Genomic DNA, 26,456 nt, shown 5'->3' on the forward strand with positions numbered 1-26,456 from the left:
CAGCAGGCATGCCTGCTGGCCTCTTTATTTTGCATACTCGACTGCTCGCATTTCACGGACGACCGTTACTTTGATGTGCCCTGGATATTGAAGTTCTTCTTCAATCTGTTTCTTGATGTCCCGCGCTAGACGGTGTGCTTTCAAGTCATCCAATTCATCCGGTTTCACCATCACCCGGATTTCACGACCGGCTTGAATGGCGAATGTTTTCTCAACGCCATCATAGCCCTCTGCAATCGATTCAAGCCTTTCAAGGCGTTTGACATAGTTCTCAAGTGTTTCTCTACGCGCACCCGGGCGTGCAGCGCTCAGTGCATCGGCTGCAGCGACAAGAATCGAAATGATGCTTGTCGGCTCCACATCACCATGATGGGAGTGGATGGCATTGATGACTGTGTCAGGCTCCTTGTAACGCTTTCCGAGCTGCACGCCAATCTCAACGTGGCTACCGTCCATTTCGTGGTCGATGGCCTTACCGATATCATGCAGCAGGCCGGCACGTTTGGCAAGTTGAACATCTTCTCCCAGTTCGCTGGCAAGCATTCCTGCAAGATAACCCACTTCAACAGAGTGTTTAAGCACATTCTGTCCATAACTGAGTCGATATTTCATCTTACCAAGGTGCTTGATCAGCTCTGGATGGAGATTATGGATATCCAGTTCGAATGCAGCTGCCTCACCTGCATCACGAATGCTCGTCTCCATGTTGCGTCTCGCCTTATCGACCATCTCTTCGATGCGGCCTGGATGGATCCTACCGTCCTGTACAAGGGCTTCCAATGCATTTTTGGCGATGGCCCTACGAATTGGATCGAATCCTGAAAGGATGACGGCTTCAGGCGTGTCATCGATTATAAGGTCAACCCCCGTCAGCGTTTCGAGCGTCCGGATGTTGCGCCCTTCACGGCCGATGATCCTGCCTTTCATTTCGTCATTCGGCAGAGTTACTACCGATACTGTCGATTCGCTCGTATATTCCGCAGCGTAACGCTGGGCGGTGGATGCAAGAAGTTCTTTTGCCTTCTTATCCACATCAAGCTTCATCTCGTTCTCTTTCTCCTTGACCATGACAGCCATGTCATGCGATAGTTCACGCTCCACCTCGTCGAAAATTTCTTTGCGTGCCTCTTCACGGGTGAGCCCGGAGATGCGGGTCAGTTCTTCTTCATGTCGACCGATAATTTCTTTAATCTTCTGATCCTCGGCATCAACCATTTGCTGCTTTTCTTCAATTTTAGCTTCCTTCACTTCCAGGGCTTCGTCTTTTTTATCAAGCACTTCACTTTTTCTGTCAAGCACCTGTTCTCTATTCAAAAGCCTGGATTCTTGAGATCTGAGTTCCTCTTTCTTCTCAGTGGATTCACGTTCAAATGCATCCTTGAGATTCTGGTTCTCTTCTTTTGCCTCAAGCAACTTCTCTTTTTTGAGGTTCTCCGCCTGCTTATTCGCTTCGCTGATAATATGTTCTGCGGAAACACGCGCCTCCTGTTGCTTTTTGGTCAAAATATTTTTTACAATAAAATATCCGATTACAACACCTAGAAAAATACCGAGCAAGATCAAGAAAATGTCTATCATGTCCATAATAAACACCTCTCCTACAAGCTCTATTCCTTGATTATATAATACACTGAAACAAATATTATATAGATTCAATTCTAAAGATAATCATGCGAAAACGCAAGCACCAGGAATATCAATTTAGCATCCCGATACTTGCGCTCTGTGAAGACTTATTTTTTTATGATTCATCATCTTCAAAAAGGGTTTCTTCTGCTGGTTCCTCAATTTCCTCTTCTTTAGCTTCGCCTCCGAAGCCAAGTGCAGAACGCAACTTCCTTTCAATCTCTTCAAGGGTGGCAGGATTGTTCGTAAGGTGTTCCTTGGCATTTTCTTTACCTTGACCAAGGCGTTCCCCTTCATAGGAATACCAGGCACCGCTTTTCTCTACAATGTCATACTCGACACCAAGATCGATCATCTCACCTGTTTTTGAAATGCCTTTACCATACATTATATCCACTTCTGCAACACGGAATGGAGGCGCGACCTTGTTTTTCACAACTTTGATCTTAGTACGGTTACCTACAATCTCCTGGCCAAGTTTAAGCTGTTCGGCACGCCTTACTTCCAGACGGACAGAGCTGTAGAATTTAAGGGCCCGGCCGCCTGATGTCGTCTCAGGATTACCGAACATGACCCCGACTTTTTCACGGATCTGGTTGATGAACATCGCTGTGGTATTACTTTTCGAAATGGCACCGGAGAGTTTCCTCAATGCCTGGGACATCAGGCGCGCCTGCAGTCCCACGTGCGCGTCACCCATTTCGCCTTCAATTTCAGCTTTAGGCGTCAACGCTGCGACTGAGTCGACGACTACGATGTCAACAGCGCCACTTCTGACGAATGCCTCCGTTATTTCAAGGGCCTGTTCCCCAGTGTCCGGTTGGGATAGATACAAGTTTTCTATATCGACTCCGAGATTTTGGGCGTAGTCAGGATCCAAGGCGTGTTCAGCATCTATAAATGCTGCAATGCCGCCATTTTTTTGAGCTTCTGCAATGGCATGGAGTGCCACGGTGGTTTTACCGGAAGATTCCGGGCCATAGATTTCTATGATCCTCCCTTTCGGGTAGCCCCCTACACCAAGTGCTTTATCCAAAGTGATGGAGCCTGAGGAAACCGTTGATACTTTACGTCCCGCGTCGTCCCCAAGTTTCATGACCGCGCCTTTACCGAATGACTTTTCCATATTTTTTATAACTGTATCTATCGCTTTTTGTCTCTCGTCCATAATTACCCTCCATTAATTCATTTCATAATATATTATAACATAATCCACAAATTCATGCGAACATATATTCGTATGTGGGTCGTCAGATTCTGTACAAATATGTCCGGTATATAGAATATTGTAGATTCATCTGCTCAGATTGCTGATAACGGCCCATAAGGCCTACAGCCATCATTTTTCATCGCCACTGAAGACCGCGCGGCCTTTGTAGAAATACTCGATCCCAGACAGGATGGTGAAGAAGACGGCGATGTACATTGCAGTCATGCCAAGGGAGAATGGTGTATATTGCGTAAACATATCACCAAAAAGCAACATTACAAGGGCAATCATCTGGAATACGGTCTTTATCTTGCCGAGCTGCCCTGCTGCACTTACATAACCCTGCTCTATCTGAAGCAGTCTTAGGCCGGTTACAGCGAACTCTCTTGCTATTATTACGACTGCGATCCAGGAAGATATCACTTGCAGCTCTACCAGGACAATCAATCCGGCAGTAACAAGCAATTTATCCGCTAACGGATCAAGGAATTTCCCCATATTGGTGATCAGGTGCCATTTCCTCGCAAGATAACCATCAAGAAAATCCGTCAGTGCGGCTGTAACGAATATTATCGCTGCAATGAACCTGCTGAGTGACACTTCCTCGCCGCCCAAGACCTGAATGCTGCCCCAGCCGAAATCTATCAGTATGAAAATGAGGAATATTGGAATCAGTATGACCCTGAAGACAGTGAGCTGATTGGGTATATTCATTAGACTACTCCTTTTTCAGATTGAATTCGTAATATACGGTGACCGCATCTCCCTGCTTAGGGTTCTGCAGACGTTCTCCATCAATTTCCACATTGAAATTCTTTGCATCGCCTAAAGTGAGATACAGTACATTAGCTTCTTCAGAGATTTCGAATTCTCCCTCGGATAATGTCTCATAGGCATAATTATTGCCTGTGTCATCCGTCAGCGTCACCCAGGAGGGCGTCTCTCCAGATAGACCGATCACAAGGGGGGGAGACACTTTGATATCATAATAGAAGGTGGCACCGTCTGAACTGTTGAAGGTATAATCTGATGTTGATTGTGAATCATCTGATTCCCCCTCTTCTTCCGTAGCTTCCTCCGTACTTGATTCATCGGCTGTATCCTTCTCTTCTTCGGAATTTTCCTCAGGCTCTTTGGATGCAGCAGTCTTTTCATCGAAATCATATATTGGCTTCTCTTCAAACACATCCGCCTCGGAACCAACCTGCAGCAGGATCATCCAAATTATGAACAAGCCTAGGATGATTCCAAGGAACCCGATGATTGTCCTCTTGAAATATTTATATTCCTCATCATCAGGATGGCCTCTTCTTTTCTCACTCAGATCACCATCATCCGGTAAGTCGCTGGCGAAGCGCTCCTTTAGCTTATCATGGTCCAGGCCAACTGCATCTGCATATTGTTGAATGAGAAACTGTGCGTGCCTAGGCTCTGGCAGGACATTTAGATCTCCTGCTTCTATAATATGGATGATGTCCTTCCTGAGTCCCGACTTCTCCTGCATCTCCTTAAGGGTAATGCCTGACTTTTCTCTTTTATCCTTTAAATAAGTACCAAGTTTCATGGCAACCTCCCTACATCCCGCCGAAGAAGCTCATATCTTCATCTTGGAACCAGTGTTTTTTCTGATGTTTTTCATAGGTTATCTCCTGATCTTCATCTTCCCTAAGCTCTATGATGTAGTCATAGTCGGCAAGAGTATAATTCATGCCGTCCACAAACAGATCAGGATGCTCTATGACCTTTACAGCCGGAAAACGCATCACTTCCCTGATGAGGCTTTTATGCTCTTCATTGGTGGACTTGTTCGTAACTGCGCCATCGATTATAAAGACATTATTGCGGTCGTACTCCCCTTTGATGAGAGTTGTGCGCTCTGTCTGCTTGATCAGGGTTGAAGATAAGAAAAGCCATTTTTTCTTCGCGGTCACACTGGCTGCAACGATGGATTCCGTTTTGCCGACACGGGGCATGCCTCGGACACCGATCATTTTATGACCTTCCTCCTTGAACAGTTCGGCCAGAAAATCGACAAGTATCCCGATCTCTTCCCGTGTGAAGCGGAAAATCTTCTTGTCATCCTCGGCCCTTTTGATGAAACGGCCATGCCGTACTGCCAGACGGTCCCTTACTTGAGGCTTCCTTATTTTAAGAATATTGATGTCGTCGATATACGCACTCATCAGTTCAAAACGCTTCAATTTGTTCAGCTCATCCGTGCGGATCAGCAACCCCCGTCTTTCATTCTCTACCCCATTTATGGTGTCGATGCTGATTCCGAGGTTGCCTAGAAGGGATGAGATGTCACCAAGCAGCCCTGGCCGATTATTGATGATTTCATACTCCATATACTGTTCGATATTACGTTCTGGATATCTCGTCTTATTGCTGTCTGTAGTACTCATGTATACCATCCCCCGTTAACATTCATTATTTCACCGGTTACAGATTGGGCATTCTCATCCAGCAGATACTGTACAGCATGCATCACTTCTGCAGGTTTTACGTAACAGGCCTGCGGCAGCTCATCCAGCAGATGTTGCTGGTCGGCCTCTGAAAGTAGTGCCGTCATCGCACCTTCGACTATCCCAGGTGCCACTCCATTAACCGTTACGCCCGTTGGAGCCAATTCTTTCGCCAAAGATTTGATGAGTGCTTCCTGAGCCCCTTTCATGGAAGCATATATGCTTTCATAACTCGCGCCATGACGCCCCCATATGGAAGTGATGACGATGATCCTGCCTTTTCGTCTTCTGAGTTTCGGCAACAGCACTTGTATGAAGGCGACAAGATTACGAATGGATATGTTGTACTGGTTGTCGACTTCATCGAGAGCGGTGTCCTGTACCAGGCTGAATAAGCTATAGCCCGGACACCATATCAATCCATCGATGCCATCCACCCCATCAAAGAAGCTTTCAATGACGGCCTTATCCTGCGCATAGCTGAGATCCAGAAAATGGTGCGTGCTGTCGTATTCCGGCTCTTTCTCCCTGGAAAAAGTGATGGTCTCTTCAGTCGACAACTGCTCATGCAGCTTCTTTCCGATATCTCCAGTGCTGCCTACTATGACATATCTAGACATCACGTTTCAATATACACTCTACCATGTATTCGGGATCCATGACATCGATAAAGTGGGTCTCCACTTCCTGGATGGTGATTTCTTCGATTACTTCAAGCAATTTGTAGAGGTCATAGCCATCCAGGTAATATTTTGTATATTGGTTTGCGATATACTCTGGAGAATTCAAGCTGGCCAGGTAATCCCCTATCACTTCCCTTTTCTGGTTCATGAGTTTCTCTTCTGTAAAGAAGCCACCCGTTTTGACCGATTCGATGATATTGCGGATTTCTGCGGCAAATGCATCTGGCTCTTCAGTATTCGTAGCAAAAAAGGCATGGGAAAAATCACTTTCTTCAATGTGGCTGAAATTGAACGAATCGTCTATGAGTCCTTTATCCATAAGCTCATAATAGAAATCTGACTGTTCCCCAAAGACCATGTCCAATGCGAACATCATCGATAGATCGCGCTTAAGGCGATTTTCAGTGTCGTCATTTTCCTGATAGTACTTGAAGCCAATCATCGATTTGGTTTCTTCAACATCCATCGTCAAGATGTTTTTATGCTTAACAATCTCCTTAGGTTCCAAAGGGAGCACCCTCTCAAGTTTAGGGAGTGGTTCAATCTTCCGACGATTCTGATGCGCATCAATATAATCGATTAATCCATCTACGTCAAAATCACCGACGAGTATCATCACCATATTGGACGGATGGTAGAATGTCTTGTGGCATAAAAAGAGATGGTCTGCGGTAATCTTACTGATTGACGCCTCAGTACCTGCTATATCCACTTTGACAGGCAAGTTGTGATACATCTGATTGAGGGTTTCAAAGTAGAGCCTGTAGCCCGGATTGTCCTGGTACATCTTGATCTCTTCATTGATGATGCCGACTTCCTTCTCGACTGTCTCTTCGGTGAAGTAGGGCTGCTCGACCATGTCCATGAGCAGCTTCAGATTCTGATCGAATGATTCTGTGGCACTGAAGAGATAGGAAGTGCGGTCGTAGGAAGTGAAGGCATTGGCATTGGCACCATATTTGGAGAAAAGATTGAAGACATCGCCGTCTTCCTTCTCGAACATTTTATGCTCAAGGAAATGGGCAATGCCATCCGGCACTCTATATTCTTCCCCGCCCACGATGAAATGATCATCCATCGAACCATATTTCGTCGTATATGTTGCGAACTTTTTACTGTAGCCTGGTTTAGGGATGACAAATACAGTCAGGCCATTGTCACACTCGTGCTTGTAGACTTGTTCATCTATTTTCGGATAATCAATTTTGTTCATCTTCTTCACTCCTTGTAAGTACATAGACCGTGTCCAGCACAACCCTTTTGCTGACATCGGCTATCATGGCACTATCAACCGCCGCCAGACGTTCCTCCCATGAAGAGGAATGTTCATCCTGAAGCATGCGATTGTACTCCAATGCCAACAGTCCTTTCGGTTTATCCATCACTTCTTTTCTGTTGACCCGCATCATACGTTTCACTTCTTCTACGAAATCATCCTCGAATTCACCCCGCTGCAGAGTCTCAAGCTCTCGCAAAATCGCAGTCTCGGCTTTTTCGGTGTTTTTAGGATCTACGCCACCCATGACGAACATATACCCGTTACGGATGTCGATTTGGGAGCTTATCTGATAGGCAAGGCTCATTTTCTCCCGTATATTCTGGAAAAGCAGTGAGGAGGCAGAACCGCCGAACATCTGGTTCATGACATTGAATGCCATCCTTTCTTGAAGATCCAAGTCTGAAACGCGGAAGCCCATGTTCAGTTTAGCCTGTTCAATCTTTTGGGCGTCTGTTTCTCTCTTTACCTGTTCAATTGCCTTGTCCGGATAAGGTTGATGCTTGAGTTCCACAAGCGCTTCGCGTTGATGAATCTTGCTAAGCTTATCTTCTATGTCTTCATCTACCGCACCGACTGCAAGAATCTTCAGTTCATCTTCAGCCATCATGCGGGAATGTTCTTCTTTGATGTCTTCGAGTGTAAGGGATTCAACATCTTCAAGGACACCAAACGAAAAGTACTTGTAGTCCTCCTCTTCAAACATTAGATTGACCATGGCCTGGAAGCTTGCCTGGGCACGATTGTCCTTCATGCTTTTCAGACGGTTTCGGTACAGGCGTTTCTCCTTATTGAAGAAATCCTCGTCAGATGCATCGTAATTGAATGGAGACTGCAATACTTCGTTTAGGAGTTTGCACATCTCACCGACGATATCCATATCTTCATAGATGAATTTGTCGTTCACTAACTCCATGCCGATGGTTACTGTATGGTCCCTCCCTTTCCGTCCTGTGGTGGAGGTGAGGTGGGCGCCATAAAGATAGGCGAGGTGGTTCAAGAGATCTGCTTCCTTTAAGAAAGTATCGGTCCGCTTTATCATCATGCGGGAAAGAAGATTCCGCTTCGTCACCCGCTCACGCTCTGATATGCTTCTGAAGACCAGTTGGATGGTGATGGTCTTGAATTTGTCGGTTTCTACGATTACTGATGGCACATTATTCAATAGATTCTTATTCACTGTATACATGGAAAACTCCCTATTCTTCATTCTGTATAAGTACATTGCGCGGTTTGCTGCCACTGCTCGGACCGATGACACCATTTCCCTCAAGGTCATCAATCAGCCTTGCAGCCCTGTTGTAACCAACTCTGAACTGTCGCTGGAGCAGTGATGCGCTGGCACGCTGCTGCTCGATTACAAACCATTTGGCATCTGGATAGAGTTCATCTTCAGATTCCTTTTGTTCCTTCTGTACTGGTTGGTTCATGATCGATTTCTCATAATTGGCCTTCATCTGGCTTGTTATGAAGTGTACGATGTCCCCTACTTCCCCATCTGAGAGGAAAGCACCCTGGACACGCGTCGGTTTTGATTTCCCTGAAGGCAGATACAGCATATCGCCGCGGCCCAATAGTTTCTCAGCACCTTGTGAATCGAGGATGGTTCTTGAATCGGTCTGTGAACTTACACTAAAGGCAATCCTTGAAGGTATGTTCGCTTTGATGATACCGGTAATGACGTCGACTGAAGGCCTTTGGGTTGCGATGATGAGGTGGATGCCGGCTGCACGTGCCATTTGGGCGATGCGTGTGATGGCGGCTTCAACCTCTTTGGAGGCAACCATCATGAGGTCTGCCAGCTCATCAATGATGACCACGATATAAGGCAGTTTCTGGACCTTCTCCGGCGTGTCGCTTTCACGCTCCAGATATTGGTTATATGCCTCGATATTGCGTGTGTTGGAATGGGAGAATAAATCATATCTCCGTTCCATTTCGCTGACGATCCGATTCAGGGCGTCACTCGCCTTTTGAGGATTCGTTACGACCGGACTCAATAGATGCGGTATGCCGTTATAGACATTCAACTCCACCATCTTCGGATCGATCATCATCAATTTCACTTCATGCGGTTTGGCGTTCATCAGGATGCTCAGGATGATGCCGTTTATGCAGACTGATTTACCACTGCCCGTCGCACCTGCGACCAGCAAGTGGGGCATCTTATTGAGTTCAGCCATGACCGGACTCCCTGAGATGTCTTTCCCGAGTGCCACTTCCAACGGATTATCAGAAGTCTTACGTTTGAGCACTTCACGCAGCGTCACCATACTGACTACAGAATTAGGCACTTCTATACCGACTGCCGATTTACCCGGTATCGGGGCTTCAATCCTTATATCCTTAGCAGCAAGGCTGAGTGCGATATCATTCTGCAGATTGATGATCTTGCTGACTTTCACGCCGATGTCCGGCTGTATTTCAAATTGGGTCACAGCTGGGCCGATACGGATTTTTGAAACTTTAGCATTGACTCCGAAGTTTTTCAGCGTATCTTCCAAAACCCTGCCTTGTTTCAGGACTTCTTTGTTGCTTACGGTCTCGGATACTTCCGCATCCTTCAACATCGTTATTGAAGGGAGTTCATACTGCTTCAATTGATCCAATTCATCGTCGTCGAAGGTTGAAATATCAGAATCACCATCACCCTCCGCTCCAGCATCACTTTCTTCTGAAACATCCTGTTCTTTGCTGCTCCAATCCTCCTGTGAGGTTCCAGCTTTCTCTTTTGTTTCATCATAAGGTTTTGGCTGATTGTGGCTGTTGTCGGAATCTGTAGCATCTGATTGGGTTTCTTGATGTTCGTATTCATGCATGGTCTCAATGATTGATTCATCGGCGCTGAAGTCTTCCAGCTGTCTTGGTCTTTGTTTTGTTTCTGTCTGCGGTTTTTCCTTACCTTTTACCCCCTCATTTTTATTGATCTGTCGAGCAGTGCTCTCGACACGTTTGTCGGTCAGCTTGCTGTACCCTTTCTGAATCAGGTCTACAGTGAACGAAAATAGGCGTGCGATACCCACTGCAGTTCTTTTGGCAGTGACTTTCAACATTTTCGATGTTTTGACCAGATCATTGGATAGGGATTGCTCGATATCTTTTGAAGTGATCATCAAGTAGCTGAAATACAAAAAGATTAGGCCGAGCAACAAAGTGCCCACCAGGGAGACACCCGTCGAAGAGAAGGCAAACAATATCTGCCCTATAATCCCACCTCCGAAGAAATGCATGATGCCCTCAGCCTGAATGGTTTCCAGAGTATCATTGAAAGTATAGAAGTTCTCAATGCTCGCCCTGTCTGTAATATACAGTGCCGAATGGAATAAAAATAACAGACCGAACTGGAGCAGCAAGTATCCTCCCATACGGCGTGTAAGCGGCAATTTCTGTTCTGCCGCCAAGTAGATGCTCATGAGAAACAGCATCAGGTATGTAAAATACCGGCTCGTTCCGAAAAGATAAGCAAATAAAGCATCCAGATATGTGCCTACAGCCCCGAGTTGGAACAGTGTGATGAACAGAAGTACGATGAGGATAAATGCCGAAATGGAGTAATAGCTTCTATTGTCTTTTTTCTTTCTTACGGCCCTACCCGCCTTTTTGGTTCTGTTTGGCTTTCTGGCCATGGACATTTCCCCCTATTTATAATGAGACTGCCAAAACTGGCAGTCTCATTGATGGTTTATATTTCAGATATTATCGGGATGATCATCGGACGGCGTTTTGTACTATCATACAGATGCTTACCGAGATCATCTCGTATGCTCTGCTTTAATGTACTCCACTCAATCTTCTTCTCATCAAGGGCATCCAAGACAATCTTATGGACGCGTTCTTCCGCTTCCTTAAGAAGGTCTTCACTCTCCTTCACGTAGACGAAGCCTCTGGATTGGATCTCCGGACCGGCCATGATCTGACGTTTTTTGGGATCTATCGTCACTACGGCTATAAAGATGCCATCTTCACTTAAAAGTCGTCGATCACGAAGTACAATATTACCCACATCGCCGACGCCACTGCCGTCAATCAACACATTACCGGCAGTCACCTTATTCGCACTGATCATCTGTTTTCCATCGTAGCTGACAACATCACCTTTTTCGAGAAGGAATATATTCTCTGGTGCGACACCAGTTTCAGCGGCGAGTTTTGCATGGGCAATCTGCATTTTGAACTCACCTTGAACCGGTATGAAATGCTTCGGTTTCATGACATTAAGCATCATCTTCAGCTCTTCGCTCAGGCCATGGCCAGAAGCGTGGATGTTCTGTTCAGGGGTGGCTATTTCAGCACCAGCCTTCACCAGTTCGTTCATCGTACTGTACAGCACCACCTCCATATTGGAAGATGGTGTCGTCAGTATATAGACGATATCCCCTTCTTTTATGTTGGTCACTTCATGCTGGCCACGGGACATCATACCCAATGCCTCAATCGGTTCACCTTGAGAACCTGTTGCAATGATGACCACTTCGTTATCCGGATAGTCTTCTATCTCATGGCTTGGCACGAGAAGACCTTCAGGGATATCGAAGTAACCAAGATTCCGGGCCACTTTGAAGGAATTTTCCAACGTGCGGCCAAGGAAAGAGACTTTGCGTCGATTCTTTGCGGCATTCGTCAGCACTTGCTGTATGCGGACAAAGTTTGAAGCATAGCAGGAGACGATGATTCTGCCCCTGGCCCGTGCAAATCCATCCAGTATGTGTTCTTCAATCACATTTTCCGGTGTGTTATAGCCGCGTTTTTCCGCTTCCGTGGAATCACTGATCAGAGCAAGCACATCTTTTTTCGCAATATCGTACATCTTACCCATATTGTAGCTGTAATCCCCCGTCAAACTCTGATCGAATTTGAATTCTCCAGTATAGACGATTGAACCGTACTTAGTCTCTATACTGACGCCATATGAATCCGGGATGCTGTGGCTTGTTTCGAAAAACACCATTTCAGCATTTTTGAATTTCATGCGTGATTGGCTGTTTATCGTGTGGAACTTGATTTTCTTATTGACGCCTTTAGCCCTCAGGCGATCTTTTACAAGCGCCAAGGTTAACTTGGAACCATAAATTGGGGCGTTTAAAGACCCGACAATATACGGTATTGCGCCGATGGAATCTTCATGCCCATGGGATAGGAAGATTCCTTTCAGCTTATGTTTGTTCTCTTGTACATAGGTGATGTCCGGTATGACAATGTCTACACCGAGCATTTCATCTTCCGGAAACATCAACCCTGCATCGAGTATGAACATCTCGTCATCAACTTCAACGACGTACATGTTTTTGGCGATCTCACCGACACCGCCGAGTGGTATGATTTTCACTTTAGCTTCCGTATTCGCTTCTTGTTTAGCTCCGTTCAAAATATTTCCTCCTATAGCCTACTTGAATGTGGCATGGTAGAACTTCCCATCGATTGTGATATGGGATACTTTTACGTTCTTTGTGTCATAGCGCGTTTCATCGCTGTTTTTCAGAATGAGATGGTCGATCGGCTTATCTTTGGTATGGAACTCCCTAAGCTTGTTGCCAAGTGCCAGATCTGTAAATATGATCTTCACCCCATCGTCATCTTTAATCCTCAGTTGACCGGTGGCTTCATGTTCCAAATCATTTATATCTACTTTATTAAAAATCAATTCGGTTACTCTCCTTTGTTATCTTCGAGCAGTGCCTTGCGGGACGCGTTGACGCGGCCCTGTTTATCGATTTCCGTTACTTTCACAAGGAATTTGTCGCCCATCTTAACGACATCCTCCACTTTGCCGACGCGTTTGGTATCAAGCTGTGAAATATGGACAAGCGCATCTTTGCCTTTGAACAGTTCGACAAAAGCCCCAAACTTTTCAATGCGTTTCACTTCGCCCATGTAGACTTCACCGACTTCTGCAACGCGTGTCAGTTCTCTGATGATTTCTTTAGTCCGCTCTATCATCTCAGGGTCGCTATGTCCGATCAGCACCGTTCCGTCCTGCTCAATATCGAGTTTGACGCCGGTTTCATCAATTATTTCATTGATTTTTTTACCACCTGGCCCGATCACATCACGGATCTTATCCGGCTTGATATGCATGACTTCAACTTTTGGAGCATACTTGCTCAACTCCTGACGTGGTTCGCTTAACGTTGCAAGCATGTTGTCCAGAATTTCGGCACGGCCTGCTCTTGCCTGCTCCAATGCCTCACTCAGGATATCTTCATCCAGTCCATCAATTTTAATGTCCATTTGGATGGCTGTAATGCCATTTTCTGTACCTGCAACCTTGAAGTCCATATCCCCAAGGGCATCTTCCATGCCCTGGATATCCGATAGGATTGTGTAGTTATCGTCCTTTTTGACGAGCCCCATCGCAATGCCGGCCACAGGCGCCTTTATAGGCACACCCGCATCCATCAGAGCAAGCGTCGAGCCACAGATTGACGCCTGTGAGCTTGAACCGTTGGACTCCAGCACTTCAGACACTAGTCTGATTGTGTATGGAAAATCGGATTCATCCGGTATCACTTGATAAAGGGCACGTTCACCAAGTGCACCATGACCGATTTCGCGGCGACCTGGTCCTCTGATCGGTCCAGTTTCGCCTACTGAGAAGTTCGGGAAGTTATAATGGTGCATAAAACGTTTGTTTTCGTCGACCCCGAGCCCATCTATAATCTGATGTTCTCGAAGGGCGCCAAGCGTACATATGGATAAAGCTTGAGTCTGGCCGCGGGTGAATAAGCCTGAGCCGTGTGCACGAGGCAGCAAGCCAGCCTGTGAATCCAGTGAACGGATTTCAGATGGTTGCCGGCCGTCAGGTCGTATTTTCTCTTCTGTGATGAGACGTCTCACTTCATCCTTCAGGAGCGTTTCTACTATAGAAGCCGCTTCTTTGTAAATGATTTCATAATCTTCGGCAGATTCATCCAGCGTTTCTAGGATGCGCTCTTTGGCAGCTTTTATCGCCGCATCACGCTCTTTTTTGTCTGGATCCTGAATTGCTTCATAGAGACCCATCGTTTTCGCTTTCTCCTCCATGTCGCTTTGCAGGTCAAAGTCCGGCTCCGGTACTTCAAAGGGTGTTTTCTCTATGTCCAGTTCCGCTAATATCTCTTCTTGGAAAGCGACCAATTTCTTGATGCTTTCATGGCCGAACATAATTGCTTTCAGCATCGTCTCTTCAGACACTTCACGTGCGCCTGCTTCGACCATGTTGACAGCATGCTTAGTGCCGGCAACTTGAAGGTCGATGTCAGAACGATCAAGCTCCTCCACCGATGGATTGATGATAAATTCCCCGTCGATCCGGCCGATCGTCACTCCGGCTATAGGACCCTTGAAGGGGATATCACTGACTCCAAGTGCAAGGGATGACCCAAGCATCGCCGCCATTTGAGGAGAAGCATCCGGGTCTACCGAGAGGACTATGGACATGACTTGCAGGTCATGCCTATACCCTTCTGGGAAGAGCGGTCTGATCGGACGGTCGATCAGGCGGCTTGTGAGTGTCGCTTCCTCACTTGGACGACCTTCACGCTTGTTGAATCCGCCAGGAATTTTACCCGCAGCATACAGCTTTTCCTCATATGCGACTGTCAGCGGGAAAAAAGGAAGATCTTTCGGTTCCTTGGAAGCAGTGGCGGTGGTAAGCACGACCGTCTCGCCGTACCGTATGAGCACTGCACCATTGGCTTGTTTGGCAAGCTCGCCGTATTCGACTGTCAGCTTGCGTCCCCCCCACTCTGTTTCATACACTTTCTTCGTTGTTTCTGTCATAATTTGTCTTCTCTCCTTAGTAAGGCTACTTAATCCAATCATATCACTTTTAATGGAGAATATACATAAAAAAAAGCATATCCAAAGGATATGCTCAAGCTGTTATTAGCGACGGAGACCGAGTCTTTTGATGAGTTCACGGTATCTCTGTATGTCTTTTTTACGCAGGTAGTTCAGCAAATGTTTCCTGCGGCCGACCATTTTAAGAAGACCTCTTCTTGAGTGGTGGTCCTTCTTGTGGATGCGCAGGTGTTCGTTCAGTGTTGTGATTTCAGCAGTCAATACTGCAATCTGTACTTCTGGAGATCCTGTGTCGGATTCGTGTGTACGGTATTCTTGTATCAGTTCATTTTTGCGTTCTTGTGATATAGCCATTAAAAACGCCTCCTTTTTTTATTGTTCACCGCTATCCGAGCAGATGCCGGAGTTGCTCTCTGCCAAGATTAGGGCACTTGGCTCATTATACGTTAAATGCTATAGGTTTTCAAGCAGCTTAATCGCTTTTTGTTTATCTCTTGATATATGATCAGTGAGCTCATCGATTCCGGAGAATTTCCTTTCCTCTCTTATGAAATGATGCCAGTGTACAGTGGCATTTTCCCCGTAGACGCTGCGGTCGAAATCAAAAAGGTGCACCTCTACACTCACCCGCTCGAGGTTATCGTGGAAAGTCGGTTTGACACCTACATTGCAGACGCCCTTGTATACAGTTTCCTCATTATCGAGCCTGAACGTCACGGCGTACACACCTTTAGCAGGTAGGTGATAGCGGTACTCCGGCTCAATGTTCGCAGTCGGGAAGCCGATGGTCCGTCCCCTCTTCTCTCCTTGCACGATTACACCTCTGACCTCATAGGGACGGCCTAAAGCATGATTGGCACTTTCAAGTTCATGCGTAAGCAGATCTTTTCTGATCTTTGTGGTCGATATCTTTTCGCCATCGACAGCCAGTTTTTCAACACCTGTCGTATGGAACGCCCCGTACTCAGATAGGGTGCTGATGTTTCCTGCACCATACCTACCATAAGTGAAATCGAAACCTGCAATGACTTCCTTGATATTCATGTCGATTATGTACTGGAATACGAAAGTGTCTGGGGACAATCCCGCAAGTGCGCTCGAAAAATTGATGACAAAGCAATAATCCACGCCCATATCCTCAAGCATCTCCAATTTGACATCAAGCGGGGTCAGATAGGTCGTCCGTCTTTTTTTCGGATTCAATACTACCGATGGGTGGGGGTCGAACGTTATGACGGCCTTCTTAAGACCATTTTCTTCTGCTTTGGCGATCATCGTGCCGAGTACATCCTGATGGCCTCTATGAAGCCCATCAAAAAAGCCGATAGCTGCAGCAGATGCCGGCAAATTCATATTTTCTTTTTCCTGTGGATGGTGCAATCTTATAGTTTCCATTACATCGCCTCTTATAAATTGAACATTTTGTAGGGTTTCATCATTTCCTGTTTTTCAGGATGGTCATGGTAGATGCCGATAACTTTGCCTTCATTTCTGAAGACAACCTTGTCAGTCCTGTCTTCTACCATTTCCATAATAGCAGATTTATACACCTTTTGCCCATTCAGGATTTTTTTCAGGAAATTTTCATCTTCTATATCTACAGTCGGCAATTCTTCTATCAACTTCCGGATTGGAATGAGATGTGCTGCGGCATCCCCTGACTTCAATTCCTCTAGGGTTGCAGATTGATTCAAAGTGATACCGCATGATTCCGTTCTGATCAGAGCAGACATATGGGCCGCTGTTTCGAGACTTCTCCCAATGTCTACTGCCAATGTACGTATATAGGTCCCCTTCGAACACGTTACATCAATATCGAAGTGGATGAGACCACTATCCCTCTCGATAGTTCCTATACGTGAAATCTGAAAGATGCTGACGGTCCTTAACGGCCTTTCCACTTCTATGCCTTGACGTGCATACTCATACAGTTTCTTTCCGTTTATTTTGACAGATGCATACCTGGGCACCCGTTGCGTATAATCTCCTTGGAAAGTCACTATCGCTTCATCGATCATTGCATCAGTAATGCCGTCAGTCACGTTGCGGTTCTCCACCTGTCCCGTCTGATCTTCAGTATCTGTCGAATAGCCCAAAGTCACACGCGCACGGTAGCTTTTTTTCTTTGTCTGCAAGTATTCAGTCAGTTTTGTGCCCTCACCGACGACGATGGGCAACACTCCAGTCACTTCAGGGTCGAGCGTCCCTGTATGTCCTACTTTCTTCATGCCGAGGATTCTGCGCATACGCATCACCACATCATGGCTGGTCAGTCCTTTGTCCTTATTTACCGGGATTACACCATGCATTGTTGTATAGACCTCCGTATATAAATAAAAACCTGGGGGGCCCCAGGTTTTATTTGTCTTTTATTTCATTAAGCAGTGCATCTATCTTGCTGCCATACTCGATGGAAGTATCATACTTGAACTCCAGTTCAGGAGCCTTCCGTATGGGTATTTCCTTAGCCACTTCCGAACGGATCAGGCCTTTGGCCCGGCCGAGTGCAGCCTGTACTGCTTCCCGGTCATCGTTGAGTGAGGTGAAGTATACAGTCGCAACTTCCATCTCTTTGGTCAGTTCAACATCTGTCACCGTCACCATCCCTATATCCGGGTCAGCAACCTTCGTCCGGAGCGCTTCGCTCACGACTTTCTTGACTTCTTCAGCCACTCGCTCTTGTCTGTTAGACATAAGTTATCACCTTTCAATTTCAACCATGATATAAGGTTCGATCTGGTCTCCCTCTTTAAGGTCGTTGAAATTCTTGATCGTAATGCCGCATTCGTAACCTGCAGTCACTTCCTTGGCATCATCTTTATAACGCTTGAGGGTATCCAATTCGCCTTCATGGACCACTATACCCTCTCTGATGACTCTTACACCTGAATCGCGGGTGATTTTACCGTCAGTGACGTATGACCCTGCAATCGTACCCACTTTGGATACTTTGAATGTTTGACGGACTTCGACATTGCCGATGACTTTTTCTTCAAAGATCGGGTCAAGCAGGCCTTTCATCGCAGTTTCGATTTCTTCAATGACACTGTAGATGACGCGGTGCAATCTGAGATCCACTTTTTCCTGATCTGCCGCTTTCTTGGCATTGACATCAGGGCGCACATTGAAACCGATGATGATGGCGTTTGAAGCTGAAGCCAAGGTGACGTCAGATTCATTGATTGCCCCAACCCCTGTATGGATGATGCGGACATTGACGCCTTCGACATCAATTTTCATCAATGAAGCGCTCAGTGCTTCCACGGAACCTTGCACATCTCCTTTGATGATGAGGTTGAGATCTTTCATCTCCCCTTCTTTCATCTGTTCGAACAGATTTTCAAGGCTTACTTTTGAAGTCTGTTCGCGATCATTCATGACCTTCTCTTCACTGCGCGCCTCTCCGATGCTGCGCGCAGTCTTGTCGTCTTTGAAGACTACAAAGCGGTCGCCAGCCTCCGGTACGTCGTTGAGTCCAGTGATTTCAACAGGTGTCGAAGGGCCCGCTTCCTGGATGCGCCGGCCAAGGTCATCAACCATGGCTCTGACTTTACCGAAAGTGCTGCCGACGACAAGTGAATCACCGACTTTGAGTGTCCCGTGCTGGACCAACAGGGAAGCCGCAGGGCCTCTTGACTTATCCAGTTCAGCTTCAATTACAGTGCCGATGGCTGGACGGTCACTTGTTGTCTTAAGTTCGGATACTTCTCCGACTAGGGTAATCATTTCAAGAAGGTCTTCGATGCCGTCACCGCTTAGGGCGGATAGAGGAACGAAAATCGTGTCACCGCCCCAATCTTCAGGATAAAGGCCATATTCACCAAGTTCCGTCATGACACGGTCCGGGTTGGCCGTTGGCTTATCGACTTTATTGACTGCCACGATGATTGGCACTTCAGCTGCTTTAGCATGGTTGATGGCTTCAATAGTCTGGGGCATGACACCATCATCAGCTGCTACGACAAGGATTGTGATGTCCGTGACTTGAGCACCGCGTGCACGCATGGTTGTGAACGCTGCGTGACCAGGCGTATCGAGGAACGTAATTTTCTTGCCGCCTGATTCAATCTGATAGGCACCGATATGCTGGGTGATGCCCCCGGCTTCTCCGGCTGTCACTTTAGTGTGGCGGATGGAGTCGAGCAATGTCGTTTTGCCATGGTCGACGTGGCCCATTATCGTAACAACGCTTGGGCGTTCCTCAGTCAATTCTTCGCCTTCAAGATCGAAATAGTTTTCAAGGTCCGTATTGTCTACGACCACTTCCAACTCCGCAGTGAATCCATGTTCACTTGCTATCAGCTCAACGGATTCATTATCCAGGGCCTGATTGATGTTTGTTACGACACCGACCATGAAGAGGTCTTTAACGATTTTAGATGCGTCTACGCCAATTTTCTCGGCAAGTTCGCCAACCGTGATGCCTTCCTGGTACTTGAACTCTTTAGGCAGTTCTTTTTTTGGTTGGGGCTCAGGCTGCTTGGCGTTCGGCTTATTCTGTTTCCGCCTTTTACCGCCATGTATGCCGGGCGCCCTATTCCTCTGTTGCCTTTGGTTCGGTTTATTTTCACGCGGCTTATTTCTATTGCCCTGCTCTTTTTTCTGTGTAGATGCTTTTGCATCCTTTTTAGGCTCTTCTGCTTTTTTCGTTTCCGCACCTTTTGCTTTGCCGAATTCTTTATCGAGCACTTCTACTTCATTATCTTCAAGAGATTTCATATGGCTATTCACTTCAATTCCTCTTGCCTGGAGGAATTCGATTATTACTTTACTTGCGACTCCATGCGCCTTCGCGTATTCGTAAATTCTGATTTTACTCATTGAATCACTTTCCTTTCTCTTTAAGCTCCAACATCTTTCTGCCGAAGCCTGGATCTGTCACTGAAAGTACAACTCTGTTGGCTGCACCTGTTGCGTTGCTCAAGGACTCATTGGTGTAATGATCGATCAGCGGTATATCATATGTCCTGCACTTATCGTGGATCTTTTTCCTTGTGTTTGCGCCAGCATCAGCAGCGAGGAAGACCACTGCAGCTTTTTTGGAACGGATGTTTTCCAGCGTCTTTTCCTCGCCCGCCGTCAGTTTCCCGGCACGCTTTGCCAAACCCAGCATATTCAATAGCTTGTCCGTCATCGTTTAGGGATGTCCTCCCTGTAGATGAGCCGGATGATTTCATCATAGATTGGGGCAAGCGTTTCCTTGTCAAAGCCGAGCCTGTTTTCCAGCACTTCTTTTTCCCTGGCTTTTTCGACAGCTTCAAGGTTTTTCACTACATAGCTGCCACGGCCATTCTTCTTGCCGCTCGGATCGACGAATACTTCGCCTTCTTTGGTCGAAACAATCCGTAATAACTCTTTTTTTGGATGCATTTCATTGGTCAGGATACATTTTCTAAGAGGTATTTTCCTTTTCATAACAATCACCCGTCATCTATTCTAGGATGCCCTCTTCACTGGCATCTGATTCACTTTTGATATCAATTTTCCATCCTGTAAGTTTAGCTGCAAGACGTGCGTTCTGTCCACGCTTGCCTATCGCCAGGGAAAGTTGATTATCCGGTACGATGACCATCGTCGATTGATTCTCTTCGTCGACCACTACATCGATCACCTGCGAAGGGCTGAGCGCATTTTTGACAAATACTTTCGGGTCTTCATCCCATAGGACGATGTCGATCTTTTCGCCTGAAAGTTCATTGACGATTGCTTCGACACGTGCTCCCCGGGCGCCTACACACGAACCTACAGCATCGACATCCGGGTTCTTCGCGTAAACGCTTATTTTGGAACGTTCCCCGGCTTCCCTGGCTACACTGGTGATTTCGACTGTGCCGTCGTAAATTTCTGGCACTTCTTTCTCAAACAGCCGTTTCAGGAGGTTCGGATGGGTCCGTGAAACGAAGATCTGTGGTCCCTTGGTAGTCTGTTCGACTTTATTCACGTAGACTTTAATCCTGTCGTTCGGACGATAGGACTCATTCGGCATCCTTTCGGATTCACTCAAAACTGCATCAGTCCTGCCCAACTGTATGTGGACGAAACGATGGTCCACACGGTCGATCAGACCCGTTAACACTTCATCTTCCTTATCGATGAATTCATTATAGAGGATGCCGCGTTCAGCATCCCGCAGGCGCTGCATGACCGCCTGCTTGGCGGCTTGGGCGCCCACCCTATTGAAATCCTTCGGCGTGACGTCCTCATCATAAGGATCGCCGACCTCATATGCCGGATTAACGGTGCGGGCTGTTTCAAGGTCAATTTCCCCGGTCGGGTCTTCAACCTCCTCCACAACATCTTTTCTGGATACCACTATATATGTACCGTTATCCATATTCAGGTCGACTTTAACATTCCTATGCTGGGAGTAATTCTTTTTATACGCTGTCAAAAGCGCTGCCTCGATGGTTTCTACCAGCACTTCCCTTGGAATGCTTTTTTCCTTCTCGAGGTAGTCTATCGCATTCAATAACTCCTGGTTCACTAATAAGCGCCTCCAATCATAATATTACCGCTTTTCGAATTGTTGCGATCTTGCTTCGGTCTATTGTCACTGTTTTCTTACGTGTTTTAACTTTATATTCTATCGTCACGGAAGTCGGATCATAGGCCTTCAATATTCCAGTCCATTCCTTCTCTCCGTCGATCTGCTGGTAGGTCTTTACATAGATACCCTGCTCCAGCGTCATTTCTAGATCTTCGTCATCCTCGATCGGGCGCTCTGCACCTGGTGACGAGACATCAAGGAAATACCCCCCTTGGATAATTTCCCATTCATCAAGTTTTTCACTCAATACTTCACTCACCTGGGCGCAATCCTCAAGGGTGATGCCGCCTTTCTTATCAAGGTAGAGTCTCAGAAAGTAGTCCTTCCCTTCTTTGACATACTCCACTTCAATGAGTTTGTACCCCATCTCCACAACCACTGGTCGAGCATGCTCCAATACATTCTTTTCAGTGCGATTCACTGCCCATTCCCCTCCTTCAAAACTAAGAGAAGAACGGGCTAGCCCGTTCTTCTCCGCGTAACGTGGTATTTAATATCATAGCTATTATACCACAGTGCATTTTAGCCTGCAACTTGAGTCTACATATCAAAAATCGACAACTGTGCCTTGTCCGGCAGATGGTCGAGACTGCCCAATTCAGTCAGGTAATCGACTACTTTCTGGGACACGCCAGCCCGTTTATTCAAATCTTCTTTCGAGATGAACGGTTCGTCCTCGCGCGCTTCCACAATGCGTTTTGCCACTCCGGCACCAAGTCCCGGCACAGCTATGAATGGCGGAATCAGTGCGTTGTCTTCGATCTTGAACTCAAAGCTATCCGACTTCTCGACGCTTACCGGTTTTATCTTGTAGCCACGCTGCACCATCTCATTGGTGATTTCAAGAACCACCAGTGTATCTTTTTCCTTTTTGCTGAGCTCCTGGAACCTCTGATTCATTTCCTTGACGTTATGCCTGATTGTCGTACCATCCTTGACCATCGTCAGCAAATCGAAGTCCGAAGCACGGACTGTAAAGTAGCTCGCGTAATAATAAAGGGGGTGGTGCACTTTAAAGTAGGCGATCCTGACCGCCATCAGAACATAGGCGGAGGCGTGTGCTTTCGGGAACATGTATTTGATCTTCTTGCAGGAGCTGATGTACCACTCGGGCACGCCCTGTTCCTTCATCGCTGTTTCATGCTCCTCGGTCAGGCCTTTACCTTTACGCACCTTCTCCATGATATTGAAGGCGAGAGAAGGCTCAAGTCCCTGATACATCAGATAGACCATGATGTCATCACGGCACCCGATGACGTTTTTCAAGTCACATGTACCGTTTCTGATCAGCTCTTGCGCATTGCCGAGCCACACGTCTGTACCGTGGGATAGCCCGGATATCTGGACGAGTTCACTGAATGTTGAAGGTCTTGTATCCTCAAGCATCTGGCGTACGAAACCAGTACCGAATTCAGGCACACCAAGCGTCCCTGTACGACACAGGATATCTTCTTCAGAAACACCGAGCGCATCCGGTGAATTGAATAGTGACATCGTTTCTTCATCGTCGACGGGCACCGTCTTCGGATCGATGCCGGATAGGTCCTGAAGCATGCGTATCATGGTCGGATCATCATGGCCCAGAATATCCAGCTTTAGGAGGTTGTCGTGGATCGAATGGAAGTCGAAGTGCGTGGTCTTCCATTCCGATTCCACATCGTCAGCCGGGTACTGTATTGGCGTAAAATCATATATATCCATGTAATCCGGAACGACGATGATGCCACCTGGATGCTGTCCGGTCGTCCGCTTCACACCGCTGCATCCCAATACGAGCCGATCGATTTCAGCCCCCCTCCGATGGAGGCCATTATCGTTCATATAGCCTTTGACATAACCGAACGCCGTCTTCTCCGCAACTGTACCGATGGTGCCTGCCCTGAACACTTTGTCTTCGCCAAATAGTTCCTTAGTATAGTTGTGGGCCACAGGCTGGTAATCCCCACTGAAGTTCAAGTCGATATCCGGAACCTTATCCCCCTTGAATCCAAGGAAAGTTTCAAATGGAATATCCTGCCCCTCTTTTATCAAGGGAGAATTGCAGGTGTCACAAGATTTATCAGGCAGGTCATAGCCAGAACTTACACTGCCATCCACAAAAAATTCACTCGTCCGGCAGTTAGGGCAGACATAGTGCGGTGGCAGTGGGTTCACTTCAGTGATTTCCGTCATCGTGGCGACAAAACTGGAACCGACTGAACCGCGTGAACCGACCAGATAACCGTCTTCAAGTGACTTCTTGACGAGTTTCTGGCTGATGAGGTAGATGACGGCAAAACCGTTTCCGATGATGCTGTCCAGTTCTTTCTCAAGGCGATCTGTAACGATCTCCGGCAATTCCTCACCGTATAGGGCGCGGGCATTGCTGTAGCTGAGTTCCCGGATTTGATCGTTGGCCCCTTCTATGTTCGGGGTGTAGAGCTTATCTTTGATGGGCACCACTTCTTCTATACTATCGGCAATCCGGTTTGGTGCGTCAATGACAACCTCCCGCTTCACCGCCTCTTCAAGGAATGAGAATGCATCCAGCATTTCGTCTGTAGTCCTGAAATGCGCATCAGGCAAGTTACCTCTCGATAACGGATTTCCAGGGTTGCTCTTCACTAGGATATCGCGGCACAACTTATCCGACTCATCCAGGTAATGGGTATTGCCGGTGGCTACTACAGGTTTATCAAGCTCGTTACCCAATCTGATGATGTTTTCGATGATTTCTTCCAAAGTCGCCTCACTGCGGACGATTTCACGCTCCAACAGCCTGCTGTAGAGTGCTTTAGGAAATATCTCGAGATAATCATAGAAACGCGCTACCTTCTTTGCCGCCTCGTATGACTTCTGCATCATGGCAGTGAACACTTCACCTGAATCACATGCACTACCGATGAGCAGACCACTCCGATATTTGTCCAATAACTGTTTCCTGATGCGTGGCGTTTTGTAGAAGTTATCTGTCAAAGACTGCGATACTATCTTGAATAAATTTTTGAGACCTTCCTGGTTTTTTACAAGGATCGTTACGTGGGTCGGCATCGCGCGTTTATAGGAATCCTGATCCGCTAACTTTTCATTGATGTGGTTATGATTCTCTATACCTGCCTTTTTAAGCTGCGATAACATCTTGATGAATATATAGGCGGTCGCTTCGGCGTCATATATTGCACGGTGGTGTTGTGTCAGTTCGACATTATACCGTTTGGCGAGTATATTCAGACCGTGCTTCTTGAAGTCCTTGTTTATGGAACGGGATAGTTCAAGCGTATCGATGACGCCATTAGTATATGGAGCAAGCCCCTCTTTACTGTATGCAGCCTCTATAAAGCCCATGTCGAAGCTTGCGTTATGGGCGACGAATATCGCATCCCCCACCCATTCCTTGAAATCGGTGATCACTTCTGAAATTGGTGGCGCATCCTGCAGCATATCATCAGTAATGCCGGTGATTTCCTTGATGGTCTCAGTGAGCGGTTCATTGGGGTTGCTGAATCTTTCGAAACGGTCTATGATTTCGCCATTTTTGACTTTTACCCCTGCAAGTTCGATGATGCGGTCATACTTGGAGGACAGGCCGGTCGTCTCGACGTCGAATACGACATATTCATGTTGATCGAGTACTATGTCCTGCGGTTTATACGCAATTGCTGCCCCATCGTCGACGAGCAACCCTTCCATCCCATAAATCATCTTCAATCCGTTGGCTTTTGCGGCATAATAGGCGTCGGGGAAAGCCTGCACATTATTGTGGTCAGTAACGGCAATCGCTGTATGACCATAATCTTTTGCCCGCTCTACATATTCCCCGATATTCCTCAACCCATCCATCTGGCTCATTTCAGAGTGGAGGTGGAGCTCTACCCTCTTATCAGTGCTGCCGTCCTTTTTCTCCGGCTTATTGAAGACATTCAAACTGCGGATCATAAGCACCATATCTTTGGAAAATTCGTCGTATTCGACATTACCTTCAATGAGCACCCAATCATTTTTATCCAACGCCTCAAAAACTGCTTCATCTTCCTTGCCGTGCCTCGAGAACATTTTGGCGGCGATGGAGTCCGTATAATCGGTAAGCTTCAACTGGAGGATTTTACGGCCTGTCCGGAGTTCACGTACCTCCTTATCGAATATGACGCCTTCAATTTTTACATTGAACTCTTCTTCGACAACTGTTTCAAGCGGCCTGATGTCTTTCATGGTGATTGCTTTGCCGATCTGCTTTATGGTCTCTTCCTGCTTCTTCTTCATATCCGTTTCAAAATGTTTCTGCTGTTCTATGAAGCCCTGCACCAATTCAGTCTTCTCTTCTCTGAGGCGTTCTTCAAGCTGTGTCCGCCGACTCGAATCAAGTTCTGCATCCTTTTGGAATTCAATCCCTTCTATAGGCATGCCGCAGGCAACATAGGCGTTCTTCAGGTTACCATTTATGTTTTTATTGAAATGGGCCACTTCAATGTCATTCTGGACAGAAAAAATCAATGTCCCGTCGCTGAGTTGTTTGTCACAATTAAGCAGCTGGAACTTGATGTTCTGATTGATCCCGATGGAATCAAGCGCATATTCAAGGTAATCGATTATATCTTTATCTGTATAATGATCTGCCGTGATGATCAATTGGGTCCGTGCTATATTGGAAAAAGCTGTTTCTATGCTCTTTTCCATCATGTTCCTGAGCGCGACAGGTATCATTTCTTCAAAATGGATATGGAACTCCCAGACTCTTTCAGCATCATTTGACACTACTTTCTTTAGGGTTCCTGTAGATAAATAATTATCATTTCCACTGATCCCCGCCTGCTTCAGCAAAATGTTAAACTGATCTTTTCCCTTCACTTACAACACTCCTGTAAAGAGCGCGTAAATCGATGATTTACGCGCT

22 protein-coding genes are annotated in these 26,456 nt (G+C 46.6%); all 22 read right to left on the reverse strand.

Annotated features, from left to right (window positions below; genetic code table 11):
• Positions 1–24: 24 nt before the first annotated feature.
• Positions 25–1,584 carry a ribonuclease Y gene (rny, locus tag ACZ5LF_RS07345; protein ID WP_380570891.1) on the reverse strand — a complete coding sequence of 520 codons (1,560 nt, stop codon included), beginning with the start codon at positions 1,582–1,584 and terminating at the stop codon, positions 25–27.
• A gap of 157 nt (positions 1,585–1,741) precedes the next feature.
• Positions 1,742–2,794: a recombinase RecA gene (recA, locus tag ACZ5LF_RS07350; RefSeq protein ID WP_380570892.1), complete on the reverse strand. Its 1,053-nt coding sequence runs from the start codon at positions 2,792–2,794 to the stop codon at positions 1,742–1,744.
• A gap of 171 nt (positions 2,795–2,965) precedes the next feature.
• Positions 2,966–3,550: a CDP-diacylglycerol--glycerol-3-phosphate 3-phosphatidyltransferase gene (pgsA, locus tag ACZ5LF_RS07355; protein WP_380570893.1), complete on the reverse strand. Its 585-nt coding sequence runs from the start codon at positions 3,548–3,550 to the stop codon at positions 2,966–2,968.
• A 4-nt stretch (positions 3,551–3,554) separates the two neighbouring features.
• Complete coding sequence (locus ACZ5LF_RS07360) at positions 3,555–4,400, reverse strand: helix-turn-helix domain-containing protein (protein ID WP_380570894.1); 846 nt, start codon at positions 4,398–4,400, stop codon at positions 3,555–3,557.
• Positions 4,401–4,410: 10 nt separating this feature from the next.
• Positions 4,411–5,241 (reverse strand): DUF3388 domain-containing protein, encoded by an 831-nt coding sequence (locus tag ACZ5LF_RS07365; RefSeq protein ID WP_380570895.1) that lies wholly within the window; start codon positions 5,239–5,241, stop codon positions 4,411–4,413.
• Positions 5,238–5,921: an SDR family NAD(P)-dependent oxidoreductase gene (locus tag ACZ5LF_RS07370; RefSeq protein WP_380572115.1), complete on the reverse strand. Its 684-nt coding sequence runs from the start codon at positions 5,919–5,921 to the stop codon at positions 5,238–5,240. The genes ACZ5LF_RS07365 and ACZ5LF_RS07370 overlap by 4 nt, the downstream gene beginning before the upstream one ends.
• Positions 5,914–7,197: an EF-P 5-aminopentanol modification-associated protein YfmH gene (gene yfmH, locus ACZ5LF_RS07375; RefSeq protein ID WP_380570896.1), complete on the reverse strand. Its 1,284-nt coding sequence runs from the start codon at positions 7,195–7,197 to the stop codon at positions 5,914–5,916. Before yfmH ends, ACZ5LF_RS07370 begins: the two co-directional genes overlap by 8 nt.
• On the reverse strand, positions 7,184–8,449 hold the full coding sequence (gene yfmF, locus ACZ5LF_RS07380; RefSeq protein ID WP_380570897.1) for an EF-P 5-aminopentanol modification-associated protein YfmF: 1,266 nt from the start codon (positions 8,447–8,449) through the stop codon (positions 7,184–7,186). Before yfmF ends, yfmH begins: the two co-directional genes overlap by 14 nt.
• Before the next feature lie 10 nt (positions 8,450–8,459).
• Entirely contained in the window at positions 8,460–10,886 is a 2,427-nt protein-coding gene (locus ACZ5LF_RS07385) for a DNA translocase FtsK (protein WP_380570898.1), read from the reverse strand.
• Positions 10,887–10,942: 56 nt separating this feature from the next.
• A complete protein-coding gene (locus tag ACZ5LF_RS07390; RefSeq protein ID WP_380570899.1) occupies positions 10,943–12,625 on the reverse strand; it encodes a ribonuclease J in 1,683 nt (560 codons plus the stop codon).
• An 18-nt stretch (positions 12,626–12,643) separates the two neighbouring features.
• Entirely contained in the window at positions 12,644–12,901 is a 258-nt protein-coding gene (locus tag ACZ5LF_RS07395) for a hypothetical protein (RefSeq protein ID WP_344701429.1), read from the reverse strand.
• 5 nt (positions 12,902–12,906) lie between these two features.
• Complete coding sequence (gene pnp, locus ACZ5LF_RS07400; RefSeq protein WP_344701427.1) at positions 12,907–15,018, reverse strand: polyribonucleotide nucleotidyltransferase; 2,112 nt, start codon at positions 15,016–15,018, stop codon at positions 12,907–12,909.
• A 105-nt stretch (positions 15,019–15,123) separates the two neighbouring features.
• Positions 15,124–15,393 carry a 30S ribosomal protein S15 gene (rpsO, locus tag ACZ5LF_RS07405; protein ID WP_344701425.1) on the reverse strand — a complete coding sequence of 90 codons (270 nt, stop codon included), beginning with the start codon at positions 15,391–15,393 and terminating at the stop codon, positions 15,124–15,126.
• Positions 15,394–15,492: 99 nt separating this feature from the next.
• On the reverse strand, positions 15,493–16,434 hold the full coding sequence (locus ACZ5LF_RS07410) for a bifunctional riboflavin kinase/FAD synthetase (RefSeq protein WP_344701421.1): 942 nt from the start codon (positions 16,432–16,434) through the stop codon (positions 15,493–15,495).
• A gap of 11 nt (positions 16,435–16,445) precedes the next feature.
• Complete coding sequence (gene truB, locus ACZ5LF_RS07415) at positions 16,446–17,348, reverse strand: tRNA pseudouridine(55) synthase TruB (RefSeq protein ID WP_344701419.1); 903 nt, start codon at positions 17,346–17,348, stop codon at positions 16,446–16,448.
• Between the two features lie 49 nt (positions 17,349–17,397).
• Complete coding sequence (gene rbfA, locus ACZ5LF_RS07420; protein ID WP_344701417.1) at positions 17,398–17,733, reverse strand: 30S ribosome-binding factor RbfA; 336 nt, start codon at positions 17,731–17,733, stop codon at positions 17,398–17,400.
• A 6-nt stretch (positions 17,734–17,739) separates the two neighbouring features.
• Positions 17,740–19,860 carry a translation initiation factor IF-2 gene (infB, locus tag ACZ5LF_RS07425; RefSeq protein WP_380570901.1) on the reverse strand — a complete coding sequence of 707 codons (2,121 nt, stop codon included), beginning with the start codon at positions 19,858–19,860 and terminating at the stop codon, positions 17,740–17,742.
• Positions 19,861–19,864: 4 nt separating this feature from the next.
• A complete protein-coding gene (locus ACZ5LF_RS07430) occupies positions 19,865–20,173 on the reverse strand; it encodes a L7Ae/L30e/S12e/Gadd45 family ribosomal protein (protein WP_380570902.1) in 309 nt (102 codons plus the stop codon).
• Positions 20,170–20,454, reverse strand: a complete 285-nt coding sequence (rnpM, locus tag ACZ5LF_RS07435) for an RNase P modulator RnpM (RefSeq protein WP_380570903.1) — start codon at positions 20,452–20,454, stop codon at positions 20,170–20,172. Before rnpM ends, ACZ5LF_RS07430 begins: the two co-directional genes overlap by 4 nt.
• Before the next feature lie 16 nt (positions 20,455–20,470).
• Positions 20,471–21,523: a transcription termination factor NusA gene (gene nusA / locus ACZ5LF_RS07440; protein ID WP_380570904.1), complete on the reverse strand. Its 1,053-nt coding sequence runs from the start codon at positions 21,521–21,523 to the stop codon at positions 20,471–20,473.
• Positions 21,524–21,539: 16 nt separating this feature from the next.
• Positions 21,540–22,007, reverse strand: coding sequence for a ribosome maturation factor RimP (rimP, locus tag ACZ5LF_RS07445; RefSeq protein ID WP_344701408.1), 468 nt, complete (start codon positions 22,005–22,007; stop codon positions 21,540–21,542).
• Positions 22,008–22,126: 119 nt separating this feature from the next.
• The gene (locus ACZ5LF_RS07450; protein ID WP_380570905.1) at positions 22,127–26,410 is read right to left on the reverse strand and encodes a PolC-type DNA polymerase III; all 4,284 of its coding nucleotides are present in this window, start codon (positions 26,408–26,410) and stop codon (positions 22,127–22,129) included.
• Positions 26,411–26,456: the final 46 nt, after the last annotated feature.

The sequence above is a fragment of the Salinicoccus siamensis genome, from assembly GCF_055391965.1.

What these genes read in the sequence shown, in the direction of transcription:
- truB (WP_344701419.1), bottom strand. Translation starts at nt 17,348, where the DNA reads ATGCATGGTGTAATCCCGGTAAATAAGGACAAAGGACTGACCAGCCAT.
- ACZ5LF_RS07370 (WP_380572115.1), bottom strand. Translation starts at nt 5,921, where the DNA reads ATGTCTAGATATGTCATAGTAGGCAGCACTGGAGATATCGGAAAGAAG.
- ACZ5LF_RS07410 (WP_344701421.1), bottom strand. Translation starts at nt 16,434, where the DNA reads ATGGAAACTATAAGATTGCACCATCCACAGGAAAAAGAAAATATGAAT.
- yfmH (WP_380570896.1), bottom strand. Translation starts at nt 7,197, where the DNA reads ATGAACAAAATTGATTATCCGAAAATAGATGAACAAGTCTACAAGCAC.
- pnp (WP_344701427.1), bottom strand. Translation starts at nt 15,018, where the DNA reads ATGACAGAAACAACGAAGAAAGTGTATGAAACAGAGTGGGGGGGACGC.
- ACZ5LF_RS07430 (WP_380570902.1), bottom strand. Translation starts at nt 20,173, where the DNA reads ATGACGGACAAGCTATTGAATATGCTGGGTTTGGCAAAGCGTGCCGGG.
- rnpM (WP_380570903.1), bottom strand. Translation starts at nt 20,454, where the DNA reads ATGAAAAGGAAAATACCTCTTAGAAAATGTATCCTGACCAATGAAATG.
- ACZ5LF_RS07385 (WP_380570898.1), bottom strand. Translation starts at nt 10,886, where the DNA reads ATGGCCAGAAAGCCAAACAGAACCAAAAAGGCGGGTAGGGCCGTAAGA.
- pgsA (WP_380570893.1), bottom strand. Translation starts at nt 3,550, where the DNA reads ATGAATATACCCAATCAGCTCACTGTCTTCAGGGTCATACTGATTCCA.
- ACZ5LF_RS07360 (WP_380570894.1), bottom strand. Translation starts at nt 4,400, where the DNA reads ATGAAACTTGGTACTTATTTAAAGGATAAAAGAGAAAAGTCAGGCATT.
- rny (WP_380570891.1), bottom strand. Translation starts at nt 1,584, where the DNA reads ATGGACATGATAGACATTTTCTTGATCTTGCTCGGTATTTTTCTAGGT.
- yfmF (WP_380570897.1), bottom strand. Translation starts at nt 8,449, where the DNA reads ATGTATACAGTGAATAAGAATCTATTGAATAATGTGCCATCAGTAATC.
- ACZ5LF_RS07365 (WP_380570895.1), bottom strand. Translation starts at nt 5,241, where the DNA reads ATGAGTACTACAGACAGCAATAAGACGAGATATCCAGAACGTAATATC.
- infB (WP_380570901.1), bottom strand. Translation starts at nt 19,860, where the DNA reads ATGAGTAAAATCAGAATTTACGAATACGCGAAGGCGCATGGAGTCGCA.
- rbfA (WP_344701417.1), bottom strand. Translation starts at nt 17,733, where the DNA reads ATGTCTAACAGACAAGAGCGAGTGGCTGAAGAAGTCAAGAAAGTCGTG.
- rpsO (WP_344701425.1), bottom strand. Translation starts at nt 15,393, where the DNA reads ATGGCTATATCACAAGAACGCAAAAATGAACTGATACAAGAATACCGT.
- recA (WP_380570892.1), bottom strand. Translation starts at nt 2,794, where the DNA reads ATGGACGAGAGACAAAAAGCGATAGATACAGTTATAAAAAATATGGAA.